A 14,221-nucleotide genomic window follows, 5' to 3' on the forward strand; every position below is an offset into this window, starting at 1 on the left:
AGGATAAAAACCATTTAATTTAAAAGGTTTTTAATCTTCCCATTTAATCTATATTAATGTTATTTTAGTAAGAATTGTTTCAACTTATCTCTCTTGCTTACCTTTATTTTTACGAATTGGTTCACTCGGAAAAGTAAATGTAGAGTTATTTAGAAATGAAGAAGCTCTTAAAAATTGCCCTGGGGTATTTTTTCGGTAGTTAGATCCGTTTTTGAAATGGTTTTCAGATTTAACGTTTTGAATACCTAAGAAATGATGAAGTATTTTTTTTGCATAACTTAATGACATGGATACCTTTGGGTTACGGTGAGTATTTTCTAATATTCCTAAATGCGGGAGAAGTTTAAAGTCTTCTTTTAACGGTGGTATATGAAAGAAAAATTCTCCACAAGCAATCAACACATCAGATTGTTGTTTACTTGACTTGGGGTTATTTGAAAAATGTAATCCAACTTTCTTAGCAATTCCTTTATCAATAAGCTTTAATATAGCTTGTCTTTTTAGTGAATATAGTTCACTTGGTTCAAGTGCTGTTTTAGCATGTTTATTTACAACAAATATTGCCTGAAAAATTTCTTCATTTGTAAAATTTAGTTTATTCAGGCTAGGTTCTTTCGATTTCATGCTTCTTGGTTACCTCCAAAAAATAATAGATATGAGTATATTATATCTTTAGTTTAAATTTTTTCAAATCAAATCTAGAGAAGTGGTTATATAATAAAAAGCTAATCGAAATAATATTCATTAATACGACTAGCTTTTTTCTATTTAGTATGGATAGGGTCCTATATTACCTGGCGAATTTAATCCGGCATTACTAGGTAAAAAAGCACCAGGATTTACAGGTGGGTAAGGTTGTTGGTATCCAGGAAATCCACCGCCGAATCCGCCACCGAATCCACCACCGAACCCACCGCCTAACCCACCACCGTACGGAGGATATGCTGGATATGGTGGGTATGGTCCGTATGGCGGATAATAAGGTGGTCTAAACGCTAGTGCACCTAACGCGAATCCGCCTGCTAATCCCGCTAACCCTCCTATTATTGGCAAAATTGGGAAAAAAGGTAGAAAGCGTTGTTCGTTATGATCATAGTAGTAGGATGGAGCATGATCTTCTCTATAATAATAATGTAAATTAGGGTGATATTGATAATTCATGTATTTAACCTCCTCTCTTGTCTTCAATATTAGTGTATGGGAGTACTAAAATAATTGAGCAAGTACCCATAAAAATAGGTAACCAACCTAGTACGGGTGAGAGCTGTGGGGAATAATAATTCTTGATCATTATTATTTTTTATTTTTGCCTGTGATTTCAATTGATACGATTTCAGGTGGAGTAAATAGGCGAATTGGTAGTTTAGTTGTCCCAATTCCATTTGAAACGACTAAATGACTATTAAATTTACTTGAAAGGGTGTAAACACCTCGGTTGTATTTCTTTGCATATGGAGGCATTATAAAGGACTTATATATAGGTAAATAAATTTGTCCGCCATGGCTATGGCCAGAGAGCTGAAGATTGATCGGATAGTTTTTCGTCATATCAGCAATGTCAGGTTCATGTGCTAGAACAATCGTATAACTATTTTTTTGAATTCGTTCTAAAATATCATTATATTGCTTGTTTCCTAGCATATAATCATCGAGACCGATAAATGATACTTTTTGTTTTTGAACGAAATAAGTTTTTTCTTCGTTTTTTAATAATATAAAATTGCTTTGGGTTAACAGCTCTTCGTATTGTTCAGTAAAATAACCCCCATGATCATGGTTACCATATATTGCAAGTTTTCCAATTTTTGGATTAAGTTCTTTTAAAAGTTGAATAACTTCATGCTTGTAAGAAAACTTTCGTATATCACTAACCAAATCTCCAGTAAATAGAATAAAATCAGGCTTCATTTGGTTTATATTATTTACAACCTTTTTAAATCGCTCTATATCTTTTTTATTATTAAAGTGAGTATCAGAGATTTGTATTAATTTAATAGTAGTATTCGAATGTAATCGATAGTCTGAAAATGTTAAATGCTTAGTTCGAATTGAAGTTGGCTCAACATAGACTGAATAATAGATTGTACAAATTAATAGTAAAAAAAATGATGTTAGTTTAATTTTCAATTGTCCCCCGACCTTTTTAAAGAAATAAATACTGCATACTATATTAAATAGTTTAATTCTTAAAAATATTCTCAAAATAACAAAATGTTGTTAAACTATAGAATACAAAGGGAGTGATACGAGTGAAGGATAAGGTTGTGATCGTTACTGGTGGCTCTAGTGGTATGGGGAAAGCAATGGCTATGCGTTTTGCAAAAGAAGGTGCAAATGTGGTTATTGCCGGAAGAGATTTAGAAAAATTAAATAATGCAAAAGAGGAAATTGAACAATATGATGGTCAAGTATTACCAATTGTTATGGATGTACGGGATCCGGAATTAATTAAAAATATGGTAAATGAAGTTGATCAAACATTTGGAACGATAGACTTCTTAGTAAATAATGCGGCTGGCAATTTTATTTGTGCTGCAGAGGATTTGTCTGTGAACGGTTGGAACACGGTTATAAATATCGTATTAAATGGAACCTTTTATTGTAGTTCTGAAGTTGGACGGTATATGATACAACATAAAATTAAAGGAGCGATTACAAATATAATTGCTACATATGCTTGGGATGCGGGTCCTGGAGTCATTCATTCTGCATCAGCTAAAGCTGGTGTCCTCGCTATGACAAGAACATTAGCCGTTGAGTGGGGTAGAAGATATGGAATTAGAGTCAATGCGATCGCTCCTGGACCTATTGAGCGTACAGGTGGTGCGGCTAAACTATGGCTTTCTGATGAATTAGAAAACCGCACAATACAAAGTGTACCACTAGGCAGGTTAGGCACTCCAGAAGAAATAGCGGGACTTTGTGCATATTTATTTTCAAATGAGGCTGGTTATATTAATGGTTCTTGTTTTACAATGGATGGAGGACAGTCCTTACATCAATACCCATTTTAGAAGGAGGTTCAAAATGGATCCTTTAGACGTAATAAGTAACTTAGATAAAGTCGTACCATATTTTCAACCAATATATGGAGCCGATACACAAAATTGTGTAGGAGTTGAGGTTGTTGGTAGACTTAAACTTGAAAATTTACACAGCCTTGAATTCTTCTTTGCAAATGATTTGGTGCCAGATGACTACTTATTAGAGGTTGACAATCATATTTTAATTCAAGCTCTCGATGAAGTTGTACAATTTAAATTCGATGGTGGTATTTTTATTAATCGTCACCCTTCAGCACTTCTTTCAGATGACCCAGAAAATCTTTTATCGATTTTACAATCATATGAAGAAAAGGGTATACAACTAAATAAAATTGTCATTATTCTTCAACATCAACTTTTTTATGGTTTTGAGAAAGAATTAAAAAATTTAATTACTTATTATCAAACATATGGTATTAAATTTGCGATTAATAGCGTAAATGAGAAGTTAATTAACTTAGAAAAACTACGGTTTTTGTCTCCAGATATCATTAAAATCGATTTTAAAATGGTTCAACAACTACATACATCATCATTTCAAGATTTATTAAATTCCGTAATTTATGTGGCAAGAAAAGTAGGGGCATCGATGTACTACGATGGAATAATCGATTCAATTCAATTAAGAAATGCATGGAAGAATGGTGGAAGATTCTATCAAGGTGCATACTTATTTACACCACAACCATCAATTAGTCAATTAAATCATGAATGTGAGCCACTAAAGAATGATATCTTAAAATATATTCGAGGCGAAAAAAACAAATTAATTGCGCTTAGAGATATGACAAATTTAATACAACAAAAAGTCGAATCGGCAATTAATAAATTTAAATTAGGAGCGGATTTAAATTCATTTTTAATTAATATTTCAAGTGAATTAAATTCATTTTGTTTTAGGATGTATATTTGTGATGAGGACGGTTTTCAGCAATCAGCTAACTTGTTTAAAGTTAATGGCGAGCAGTGGGAGCTTCAGGAAAAGTATAAAGGTAGAAACTGGAGCTGGAGGCCATATTTTTTAGAAACCGTTTTGAAAATGCAATCAAATGATCAGGGACAATTATCAGATATGTACAGAGATATTGAAACCGGTGAAAAGATTCGAACGTTTTCTTATCCAATGAATAATGGAAGCTATTTATATATTGACTTAAGTTATGATTTTTTATTTAAACATAATGAGTTACTTTTTTAGTGATTCTCTTATAAGATTTAATCAGAAAATGACTGTCGTCTCAAAAATGACAGTCATTTTTTATGCTTAGTCTATTTAAAACAAGAAAAAACAAGTACGATTGGTATTCTTTGTCTTCTTAAAAACTCTTCTTTGCTTTTAAAATGTATTTGTTGTGGAGTACCTTCTTTTAATTGATCAATCCGGAATCCAGTCTTTCTTAAAAGAGTAAAATATTGTTCAATTGTGCGATGGTATTTGACTACTATTTCATTTATCCATGGTTCTTTTCTTTCGCCAGTTAGAAAGTAATCGTCTACAATCCAATTTTCGCGTCGATCTCCTGATTGTTTACTTAAAAAGGAGGCAGTAGTTAAAGGATGTTGAACACTAAATACAAAATGGCCGGTTTCTTTTAAGCTGAAGAATATTTTTTGAAATAATAGCTCAATGTTTGAAATATAGTGTAGTACAAATCTAGAAGTGACAAGTTCAAATGAATTCGTAGGAAAATGATAATCCTCGATTGAAGTATGTTGGACGGTACCTACTGTATCCTTTAAAGTAGTCAAGGCTGCTTTAATCATGTGCTCTGATCCCTCTATACCGGTATAGGTTTTAGCTCCATGTAGTAGAAGTTCATTACCAAATGATGCGTCACCACATCCTAAATCTAATATGTTTTTTCGATCAACATTCCCAATTAGTTCATTGATGATTGGTCCTTCAATCGCATTGTTAGGACTATCTTCTCTATTTTTTCGTCGAATATACTCTGAAAAAAAATCATCTTGATTGTAAACCGTAGAACCACGAAACTCCATATTAACACTCCCTAATCGTCCAAAAGTTTTTGAAAATTGAAAAGTTGACACAAATTATCTAACTTTAACATTAAATTTTATTTAGATAAAGGGAGAAATTACCCAGAAAAAATTTTGTTTTGGAACATAGAGGTTTAGTTAATTTTATCAAAAATCGACGAATTCATATATAAAACCTAATTTTAATTAAAAGTAGTGTTTTTCTATGTCAACTAATGTAAAAAAGATAAGAACGATTCGTGTGGTAAATTTCAATATAGAAATGATACGATTAGTAAAAGTTCAGCCCGAGGAGGATTTTATTTGAGAGGACTTATTTCGAAAGTTCTTTTTACATCGTCCGTCTTGTTTTTCGTTTTTCATTTTATTGGAGTTGGGTAATGAGAAACTATATCTGGACAAGTCCTTGAAACGATCTTAAAAACAAATGAAGTATAGAACTATAAAAAACACCTAAATGAATGTAACAGTTCATTTAGGTGTTTTTAATTTGAAAAGGAAACGAATAGATAATGGATTAACGTTTTTGTAATGCAGCTTCAATTTGCTCCATCTGAACGCCTCTAATTACCTCATCATCAATTATTAAAGTAGGTGTTGAGAATGAATCTAACTCAAACAACATTCTTTTTTTAGCACTTTCATCTTTTGAAACGTTATATTCAATATAAGAAACATTCATTTCTTTTAAATAATTTTTCAAAAATTCACAAGGAGGGCATCCATCTTGTGTGAATAATTCGATCTTCATAAACAAACATCCTTTTTTATTTTTTCTTAAAGCAATTGTATAAAACTATTATGACATAGAAAAATATAGTATATAAAGAAATTTGTTTATAGTTGAAACGACTATTTTTCTTGAATTTATCTTGAAATACAAGTATTCTTATTAATGGACACTTACATAGCTGAAATCTATCAGAAGTTTTTTGGATAGAAATTGTAAGAAAGTAAAACCTATATTTAGGGAATGACACATGGTAGAAAGGAGTTCTAATATGTCTTTATTATTAGGAATTTTAGAACGCTTAGAAAGTTTAAAACAACAAGCTACGAACGGTGAGGTTGCTCAAAGATATTTTGAAGTTAACGGTGAAAGAAAGTGTAGCGTAAAGTATTCTGAGAAAAATGAAACATTTGAATTAGAAGTATTTCAACAAGGTGAAAAACCACAAACGTTCCCATTCGATAATATCGATATGGTAGCAATTGAAATATACGAAATTATTTCATAAGAAAAGAAAAAACAAGCATAGCTTGTTTTTTCTTTTTTTTGCCTTTTTTAAAGATTACCCCCTGGAAACTTAGTAAAATATGTATGAGAATAAACATTCGGGGATTACTTGGTAATAAAAGGAGAGTTGAAACTATGGAATTCAATTTAAAAAAATTATCAACTAATGATGGCCAAGAAATTTACGCGATGCTTCAAGAAATTCCTTATAATGAAAATGGGTTCTTAAATGATATGAATGGAGCAACTTTAGAGGAATTTCAGGCGTGGCTGATTAAACGTGATAACGAATCGAAGGGGATTGGAATTGGGGAAGGTAGAGTTCCTCAAGATATTTATTGGCTTTTTGCAAATGGATTTCCAGTAGGTTACGGTAAGATCCGTCACAGATTAACAAAAAAGTTGTTAGATGATGGAGGACATATTGGATATTCAATTCTTCCTTCTGAACGAGGAAAAGACTATGGCAAACTTCAATTAAAGTTATTGCTTGAAAGAGCTAAAGAAATGGGAATTGATAAAGTTTTACTAACGATACATATCAACAATATAAACTCATTAAAGGCTGCAATGAAAAACGGTGGAGTTATTGAAAAACAAGACGAAAACAAATGCTGGGTTTGGATAGAGTGTTAGAAATAATCTTGAAATGGTTTTACCGAATCAAAATGTAAAAGACCGTTCAATTTAAACAGTCTTTTTTATAGTAATTATAAATACTAACTATAGCAGATTTTCTTTAATATTTTATTACAAAATAGTAAGGTCGTGCTAATCCCAATTCTTAATGAATACATTATTATGTATTGTTATGAAAAGGGAGGTCATATACGTGAATAAAGATCAGTATCGATTTTACAATGTAAGTGAGAGAAATATGAGTTTTGATCATGTAGTTGATCGGCTATATCATTTTGTAAAAAATGATCCTAATAAACAATATCGACTTTCCATTGGAACAGATTCTCAAGTTCATAGTAATGGAACTAAGTTTATTACGGCACTTCACTTGCATAGAGTAGGTAATGGCGCTTGGGGATGTTTACATACTTGTTGGCATCACAAGAAAATCCGAAATTTAAAAGAGAAAATATTTCTAGAAACTATGTATAGTCAGGAAATAGCTTTTTTATTATCACCTTTTCATTTAGAAAAAATTTTTAGTCCTCTTCATGAAAATGCTAATTCGAATAATTTTAGTTTTGAAATTCATCTAGACATTGGTACGATGGGGCTAACGAAAGAGTTTATACAAGAAATGACATCTAAAGTATCTGCAATGGGCATCATTCCTAAGATAAAACCTGATTCTTATACAGCATTTAGTTATGCAAATAAATTTACAAAATAAGAAGTTTAAACTAAATAAACATTGATTAGAATGAGGATTAGGAGGGATGATGGATGCTAAGTGAACAAAATTTCACAGAAGATGAACTGTCTTTATTGGTCGACACAGTGATGAAACAAAATTATGCAATTGAACTCATTTCATCACAGATAACGGATATAGAAAATGGATTAATGGATGCAGGCGAGGATCAATATGAAAGATTGATTCATTTATATCAAAAATTAAGGGATTTAGGGCTATGAAGACAAATATAGATGAACGTTTAGATAATAAATTATTTATCTAAACGTTTTTTTGTTTTTTGAATAGTTATAGATAAATAAGTAAATTTTTAAGAAAAGTTAAATTGGAAAGGGGTTACAAATCTGATAATATAGGGATGGGGACATAGTCCTTAATCGAATAAAATAGTGTATAGGATTTTTTCCATACAGATGAATAGCAAAGTTGTATGTGTATTTATTTGATGTTTGTTTATGAATAGATAATTTCTACCATTTTTAAATACTTTTGCTTTTCTATTGGGGGACGATGTTTGTGATTAGTATTGATGGTTCACAATTTTTTGAACATAAAGTAGAAGAAGTAATTATATCAAGTGAAAAAGTAGCTCATGTACAAATTGGTAACAGTTTGGAGCATGCATTATTAGTACTTACAAAATCTGGATACTCTTCAATTCCAGTGTTAAATCCGAAGTTTCAGTTGCTAGGTTTAATTAGTACGTCTATGATATTAGACGGAATACTTGGATTAGAAAGAATTGAATTTGAACGTTTGAGTAATATGAAAGTTGAAGAGGTAATGGGTACTGAGATACCTTTATTAAAAACGACTGATACGCTCGCTAAAGGGCTTGAATCTGTAATTGATCATCCATTTGTATGTGTGGTTGATGCTAATAATACTTTTGAAGGTATATTAACTCGTAGAGCGATTTTAAAACAATTGAATAAAAATGTGAGAAGATATAATAAGCATTAGCGATTAAAAAGTAAGTCATCATCAAATTGACTTACTTTTTTAATGTTGGTTTTCTTGGGAAAAAGAATTTTTGACGAGTCTAATCCAATTTTTATGAATAAAGGCAAGGGGGGATTATGTGCAAATTGATGATATACGTTTAATAATTACTTTGTCTGAAGAGAAGAATATGAGGAAGGCAGCAGAGAGGTTATTTGTTTCTCAACCAGCTTTAAGTCAAAGGCTACAAAATTTAGAGAAGCAGATTGGTAGTGAATTGTTTATTCGTTCTCAAAAAGGATTGATTATTACTGCATCTGGTGAAATCATATTAAATTACGCGAAAAAGATGGAAGAAACATATCAAACAATGTTAGAGCAGTTACAAATTTTAAAATCCGATATTTCGGGTACTTTAAAGATTGCCGTTTCTTCTGTTGTTGCGCAATACTGGTTACCACCAGTTTTAAAAAAATATGTGTCAAGCTATCCTGAAGTACAAGTTTCACTTTTTACAGGTTGGAGTAGTGAAATTACAAATCGCTTATATGAAAATGAAGTTCATCTAGCAATTGTCAGAGGAAACCAAAATTGGTTTGGAGAAAAGGAATTACTATTTTCTGATGAATTATTATTAGTTGATACAAAAAAACATAGTCTTGAGGAATATAAAACAATTCAAAGACCATTTATTCAGTTTAAAAGTAATTCAAATTATTATCAGCTTATCCAGTCATGGTGGTATGAGCATTTTAATTCATTACCAAAACATGAAATTGTAGTCGATCAAATTGAAACATGTAAGCAATTTGTTTTGAATGGTTTAGGCTTTGCGATCTTACCTTCCTCTGTATTACATGATGTTAGTGATGAAAATATTATAAAAACACCTTTAATTACAAAAGAACAATCAGGTTTATATCGCGATACATACTTACTTTATAATCGAGATGCAATGAAATTAAAACAAGTAGAAGGATTTATAGAATCAATTCGAAAAAAAAATAAAGATTAATCGACAAAATGTTGCTAGTTACTTACTAGATTTGATAGAGTATTCTTATTGATAATAATAAAGGGGGCAATTCATTATGAAATTAATGGACGCAAATGAAATTATTGCATTTATTGCAAATAGCACGAAAAAAACACCTGTAAAGGTTTATGTAAAAGGTCAATTAGACAAGCTTACTATTTCTGAATCAGTTCAATCATTTATTTCTCAAAATTCTGGAGTTTTATTTGGTGAGTGGGATGATGTTAAAGTAATCCTTGAAGAGCAAAAAGAATACATAGAAGATTATGTAGTAGAATCAGATCGTCGTAATTCAGCAATTCCACTTTTAGATGCTAAAGGTATTAAAGCTCGTATCGAGCCAGGTGCGTTTATTCGTGATCAAGTTACAATTGGTGACAATTCAGTTATTATGATGGGTGCTGTAATTAATATCGGTGCAGTAATTGGAGAAGGTACAATGATCGATATGAACGCCGTACTTGGTGGTCGTGCTACAACAGGTAAAAACTGTCACGTAGGTGCTGGTGCTGTTCTAGCTGGCGTAATTGAGCCACCTTCAGCAAACCCAGTTATTCTTGAAGACAATGTACTAATTGGTGCAAATGCAGTAGTTTTAGAAGGTATTAGAGTAGGTGAAGGCGCAGTAGTAGCTGCAGGTGCAATTGTTACTGAAGACGTTGCTCCTTATACTGTGGTTGCAGGTGTTCCTGCTAGAAAAATCAAAGATATCGATGATAAAACAATTTCAAAAACTGAAATCATTCAGGCTTTACGTCAACTAAATCAATAATAACAAGAAGTAAGCGTAGAATTTATTTTTCTACGCTTTTTTTGGAGGAGTTAAAATGGATTCATTTATTAAAATTAGAAGGGATTTACATTTAATCCCTGAACTTGGTTTTCAAGAATTCAAAACACAAGCGTATTTACTAGATTATTTATCTAGTTTAAATCAAGAAAGAATGGTAATTGATACATGGAGAACAGGTATTTTCGTTCGAGTAAAAGGGTTAAAATCTACTAGAACGATTGGTTACCGTACAGACATTGATGGATTACCAATGAAAGAAAACACAGGATTAGAGTTTTCATCGATTCATGAAGGCAATATGCATGCCTGTGGCCATGATGTACATATGAGCATTGCGCTTGGTGTTCTGACTAATATTGTTAATGAGCCAATCGATGACGATGTCGTATTTATTTTTCAACCAGCAGAGGAAGGCCCAGGTGGAGCGGAACCCTTACTTAAAAGTGAAGAATTTAAACCATTTAAACCAGATGTAATCTATGGTTTACATATAGCACCTGAATATCCTGTTGGTACAATTGCAACGAAACCTGGTATGTTATTTGCGCATACATCAGAACTTTTTATTGATTTTCATGGCTTAAGCGGTCACGCAGCTTTCCCTCATTTAACGAATGATATGATCGTTGCATCAAGTCATTTTATCACTCAAGTTCAATCAGTAGTATCAAGAAATGTAAATCCATTAGATAGTGCTGTCATTACGATTGGAAAAATAACTGGTGGTACAGTTCAAAATGTTATTGCAGATCATGTTCGAATAGAAGGTACGATGCGAGCGTTAAGTGAAGAAGCAATGCTGAAATTAAAAAATAGAATTGAAAGTCTTGTGAATGGATTTCAAGAGAGTTTTCAGTGTAAAATAGAAGTAGATTTTGGAAGTAATTACTATGGAGTAATAAACGATGAATCGTTGACGAATGAATTTTTTAATTTTGCGAAACAATATGACGGTATTGAGGCCGTGTTTTGCAATGTTGCAATGACAGGTGAAGATTTTGGTTATATGACAAAAGAAATTCCAGGCCTGATGTTTTGGATTGGCGTAAATTCGGAATTCGGACTCCATAATCAAAAATTAAACCCAGATGAAAATGTAATTCCATTAATGATTCGATTTATATCTGACTTTATGAAAAAGCAACAATGAAAATGATTTTCAGTTAATAATAATTATAAATTAATATTGACTTTAAATAAGTAGTTTACTATAATATCACTTGTATGATAAATAGTTACATAAATATTGGAGGTAATAACGATGGCAGAACGTTTAGTAGGAAAACAAGCACCACGCTTTGAAATGGAAGCAGTTTTAGCAAATAAAGAATTTGGTAAAGTAAGCTTAGAAGAAAACATGAAAAACGATAAATGGACAGTATTATACTTCTATCCAATGGACTTCACTTTTGTATGTCCAACTGAAATCGTAGCAATCTCTGATCGTTACGACGAGTTTGAAGATCTTGATGCAGAAGTTGTAGGTGTTTCTACAGATACAATTCACACTCACTTAGCATGGATCAACACTGATCGTAAAGATAATGGCTTAGGTCAATTAAAATATGCATTAGGTGCAGATACAAACCACGCTATTTCTCGTGACTATGGCGTATTAATTGAAGAAGAAGGTATTGCATTACGTGGATTATTCATCATCAGCCCAGAGGGTGAATTAATGTACCAAGTAGTACACCACAACAACATCGGTCGTGAAGTTGATGAAGTTTTACGTGTACTTCAAGCTTTACAAACTGGTGGACTTTGCCCAGCTAACTGGAAACCAGGTCAAGCAACTCTATAATTCTAAACAATTAAGAATTAATGTCAAAGGTCTAACTCATAGTTAGGCCTTTTTAAACACAATTACGAAAAGTGGAAGGCGTTTGTTAAAGACCCGACAAGCATAAGGCAAGGACCGAGAAATGTTGGTTTTTACTTTTATCGGTCATTGACTTATGACCTCGAGGGTCTAACGCCTGGAACTAGACAAAACGAAAAGTAGAACAAGCTCACTTAGAGCTAATGAAACAAGTAGGAGGACTATAAAATGAGACTGCGCTCACCAATGCCTGAATTAGATGGTGCAACAACAGTATTAAATGGAGAAATTCAAAAAGAAAACCTAATCGGTGACAAACCAACATTAATTCATTTTTGGTCTGTTAGTTGCCATTTATGTAAAGTAGCAATGCCAAACATTAATGCTTTCAGAGATGAATATAAAGATCGATTAAATGTAGTAAGTGTTCATATGCCAAGATCTGAAGATGATTTAGATATCGATAAAATTAAAGAAGTTGCTGAAGAACATGGAATTACACAAACAATATTAGTTGATAACCAACATACAATTACAGATGCTTTTGAAAATAAATACGTACCATCATATTACGTATTTGATAAAACAGGTGTATTACGCCACTTCCAAGCTGGAGAAGGCGGAATGCCAATGTTAGAAAAACGTGTTAATCGCGTACTAGATGAAGCGGCAAAAGTAGAATAATTTTCAGATTGCATCATCACTTGGGAGACTTTTTTTAAAAGTCTCTTTTTGTGTTTGAGCAATCTTCATCTTGAAACTAGTAGAAAGTGTATTTTATAGTTATAATGAAAGAAAACTAATCTTTAGTTTAAGGAATTATTCTGTAGGAGGAAAAAAGTTTGGAGATTCAAACAATCGCAATCTTTATCTTATGGTTGTTTTTATATGCCTACATGATTATTGCTTCAATTGATTTTGGTGCAGGATTTTATGCGTTTTATACGATTACAACTAAAGAAGAACCAAAATTAATTGGCTTAATAAATCGACATCTTTCATCTATTTGGGAGCTGGCTACATTATTTTTCATTTTCTTCTTTATAGGAGTAGTTGGTATATTCCCGAGGGTAGCATATTATTATGGTGTTCCACTATTAGTTCCAGGTAGTGTAGCGATGATTTTTTTAGCAATTAGGGGCTCGTTTTATACTTTTCAGCAATACGGCGGAAATAGGAGTAAGTTCTTTTTAATTTTGTATGGGGCGACAAGTCTATTGATACCTGTTACATTATCGACTGTTTTAACAATTTCTGAAGGTGGTTTTATTATCGAGAATGGAACAGATATACGATTTTATCCATTTAAATTAATTACGAATTCATATTCACTATCTGTAATGCTTTTAGCTGTATGTTCAGTTCTATTTATTAGTGCAATGTTTTTAATTTATTCTGCAAATCTTATAAATGATACAGAGTCGGAAATTAAATTAAGAAAGTATGTACTAGTGTGGTCATTACCAACTATTATTTCAAGTATCATCGTATTTTTGTCAATGAAATTACATAATAAAGTTCATTTTGATCGAATGCATAATGTATGGGAATTCTTCCTTCTATCTTTTATTTGCTTTTGTATAGCGATTTATTTTGTGATAAAAAGAAAAAGATATGGTTTAGCGTTTATATTAGTATTATTGCAATATTTCTTCGCATTTTTTGGATATGGAATAAGTCATCTACCATTTATCTTATATCCTTATTTAAGAATCGAAACAAGTTTTGCTAAGAGTAGTTTAGCAATCGTGCTAATTATACTGTTTGTAGTATTTTTTATCTTATTTACTGTGTATTTTATATTTTTAGTTCTTAATAAACCTTTCTTTATGAAAGTGTTTTTAAAAAGTAATGATAAAAATGACTTTCAAGATTAATAAGAAGATAAATATTTATTATTATGGAAAACCACGAATTAATGAATTCTGTGGTTTTTTATTTTTTATAGGCTCTGTGAAAACAGATTGCTGA

General features: G+C 31.7%; 18 protein-coding genes. 13 read left to right on the plus strand and 5 right to left on the minus strand.

The window, feature by feature from the left end; translation table 11 throughout:
* Positions 1-84: 84 nt before the first annotated feature.
* From AB1282_RS13295 to AB1282_RS13305, 3 genes are all read right to left on the minus strand, one after another.
* Positions 85-624 carry a YkyB family protein gene (locus AB1282_RS13295; protein ID WP_082459565.1) on the minus strand — a complete coding sequence of 180 codons (540 nt, stop codon included), beginning with the start codon at positions 622-624 and terminating at the stop codon, positions 85-87.
* 144 nt (positions 625-768) lie between these two features.
* Positions 769-1,161: a hypothetical protein gene (locus AB1282_RS13300; RefSeq protein ID WP_429899314.1), complete on the minus strand. Its 393-nt coding sequence runs from the start codon at positions 1,159-1,161 to the stop codon at positions 769-771.
* A 132-nt stretch (positions 1,162-1,293) separates the two neighbouring features.
* Positions 1,294-2,127 (minus strand): metallophosphoesterase, encoded by an 834-nt coding sequence (locus tag AB1282_RS13305; RefSeq protein ID WP_390312789.1) that lies wholly within the window; start codon positions 2,125-2,127, stop codon positions 1,294-1,296.
* A gap of 122 nt (positions 2,128-2,249) precedes the next feature.
* Here AB1282_RS13305 and fadH point away from each other — a divergent pair, with 122 nt between their 5' ends.
* Together fadH and AB1282_RS13315 are read left to right on the plus strand one after the other, a co-directional pair.
* On the plus strand, positions 2,250-3,014 hold the full coding sequence (fadH, locus tag AB1282_RS13310) for a 2,4-dienoyl-CoA reductase (RefSeq protein ID WP_429899315.1): 765 nt from the start codon (positions 2,250-2,252) through the stop codon (positions 3,012-3,014).
* Positions 3,015-3,027: 13 nt separating this feature from the next.
* Positions 3,028-4,242, plus strand: a complete 1,215-nt coding sequence (locus tag AB1282_RS13315) for an EAL-associated domain-containing protein (RefSeq protein ID WP_390312788.1) — start codon at positions 3,028-3,030, stop codon at positions 4,240-4,242.
* Positions 4,243-4,313: 71 nt separating this feature from the next.
* Here the strand turns inward: AB1282_RS13315 and AB1282_RS13320 are convergent, their stop codons facing one another.
* Together AB1282_RS13320 and AB1282_RS13325 are read right to left on the minus strand one after the other, a co-directional pair.
* On the minus strand, positions 4,314-5,045 hold the full coding sequence (locus AB1282_RS13320) for a class I SAM-dependent methyltransferase (protein WP_056474217.1): 732 nt from the start codon (positions 5,043-5,045) through the stop codon (positions 4,314-4,316).
* A 517-nt stretch (positions 5,046-5,562) separates the two neighbouring features.
* Positions 5,563-5,796, minus strand: a complete 234-nt coding sequence (locus AB1282_RS13325) for a glutaredoxin domain-containing protein (RefSeq protein ID WP_429899317.1) — start codon at positions 5,794-5,796, stop codon at positions 5,563-5,565.
* 250 nt (positions 5,797-6,046) lie between these two features.
* Here AB1282_RS13325 and AB1282_RS13330 point away from each other — a divergent pair, with 250 nt between their 5' ends.
* From AB1282_RS13330 to AB1282_RS13380, 11 genes are all read left to right on the plus strand, one after another.
* Entirely contained in the window at positions 6,047-6,283 is a 237-nt protein-coding gene (locus AB1282_RS13330; protein WP_056474223.1) for a YkuJ family protein, read from the plus strand.
* Positions 6,284-6,417: 134 nt separating this feature from the next.
* On the plus strand, positions 6,418-6,918 hold the full coding sequence (locus AB1282_RS13335) for a GNAT family N-acetyltransferase (protein WP_429899318.1): 501 nt from the start codon (positions 6,418-6,420) through the stop codon (positions 6,916-6,918).
* A gap of 241 nt (positions 6,919-7,159) precedes the next feature.
* A complete protein-coding gene (locus tag AB1282_RS13340; RefSeq protein WP_390312802.1) occupies positions 7,160-7,633 on the plus strand; it encodes a ribonuclease H-like YkuK family protein in 474 nt (157 codons plus the stop codon).
* A gap of 53 nt (positions 7,634-7,686) precedes the next feature.
* Positions 7,687-7,878: an antirepressor AbbA gene (abbA, locus tag AB1282_RS13345; RefSeq protein ID WP_056468609.1), complete on the plus strand. Its 192-nt coding sequence runs from the start codon at positions 7,687-7,689 to the stop codon at positions 7,876-7,878.
* Between the two features lie 295 nt (positions 7,879-8,173).
* Positions 8,174-8,620, plus strand: coding sequence for a cyclic-di-AMP-binding protein CbpB (cbpB, locus tag AB1282_RS13350; RefSeq protein WP_056468606.1), 447 nt, complete (start codon positions 8,174-8,176; stop codon positions 8,618-8,620).
* A 118-nt stretch (positions 8,621-8,738) separates the two neighbouring features.
* Positions 8,739-9,614 (plus strand): LysR family transcriptional regulator, encoded by an 876-nt coding sequence (locus AB1282_RS13355; protein WP_056468602.1) that lies wholly within the window; start codon positions 8,739-8,741, stop codon positions 9,612-9,614.
* Positions 9,615-9,690: 76 nt separating this feature from the next.
* Positions 9,691-10,407: a 2,3,4,5-tetrahydropyridine-2,6-dicarboxylate N-acetyltransferase gene (dapD, locus tag AB1282_RS13360; protein ID WP_056468599.1), complete on the plus strand. Its 717-nt coding sequence runs from the start codon at positions 9,691-9,693 to the stop codon at positions 10,405-10,407.
* 55 nt (positions 10,408-10,462) lie between these two features.
* Positions 10,463-11,578, plus strand: coding sequence for an N-acetyldiaminopimelate deacetylase (locus AB1282_RS13365; RefSeq protein WP_429899321.1), 1,116 nt, complete (start codon positions 10,463-10,465; stop codon positions 11,576-11,578).
* Between the two features lie 111 nt (positions 11,579-11,689).
* Positions 11,690-12,232: a peroxiredoxin gene (locus AB1282_RS13370; RefSeq protein WP_056468592.1), complete on the plus strand. Its 543-nt coding sequence runs from the start codon at positions 11,690-11,692 to the stop codon at positions 12,230-12,232.
* Positions 12,233-12,478: 246 nt separating this feature from the next.
* Positions 12,479-12,934, plus strand: coding sequence for a TlpA family protein disulfide reductase (locus tag AB1282_RS13375; protein WP_056468588.1), 456 nt, complete (start codon positions 12,479-12,481; stop codon positions 12,932-12,934).
* A gap of 158 nt (positions 12,935-13,092) precedes the next feature.
* A complete protein-coding gene (locus AB1282_RS13380) occupies positions 13,093-14,127 on the plus strand; it encodes a cytochrome d ubiquinol oxidase subunit II (protein ID WP_082459398.1) in 1,035 nt (344 codons plus the stop codon).
* Positions 14,128-14,221: the final 94 nt, after the last annotated feature.

This window comes from Gottfriedia sp. S16(2024) (genome assembly GCF_050473765.1).
In the GTDB taxonomy this organism is placed as follows: Bacteria; Bacillota; Bacilli; order Bacillales; family Bacillaceae_G; genus Gottfriedia.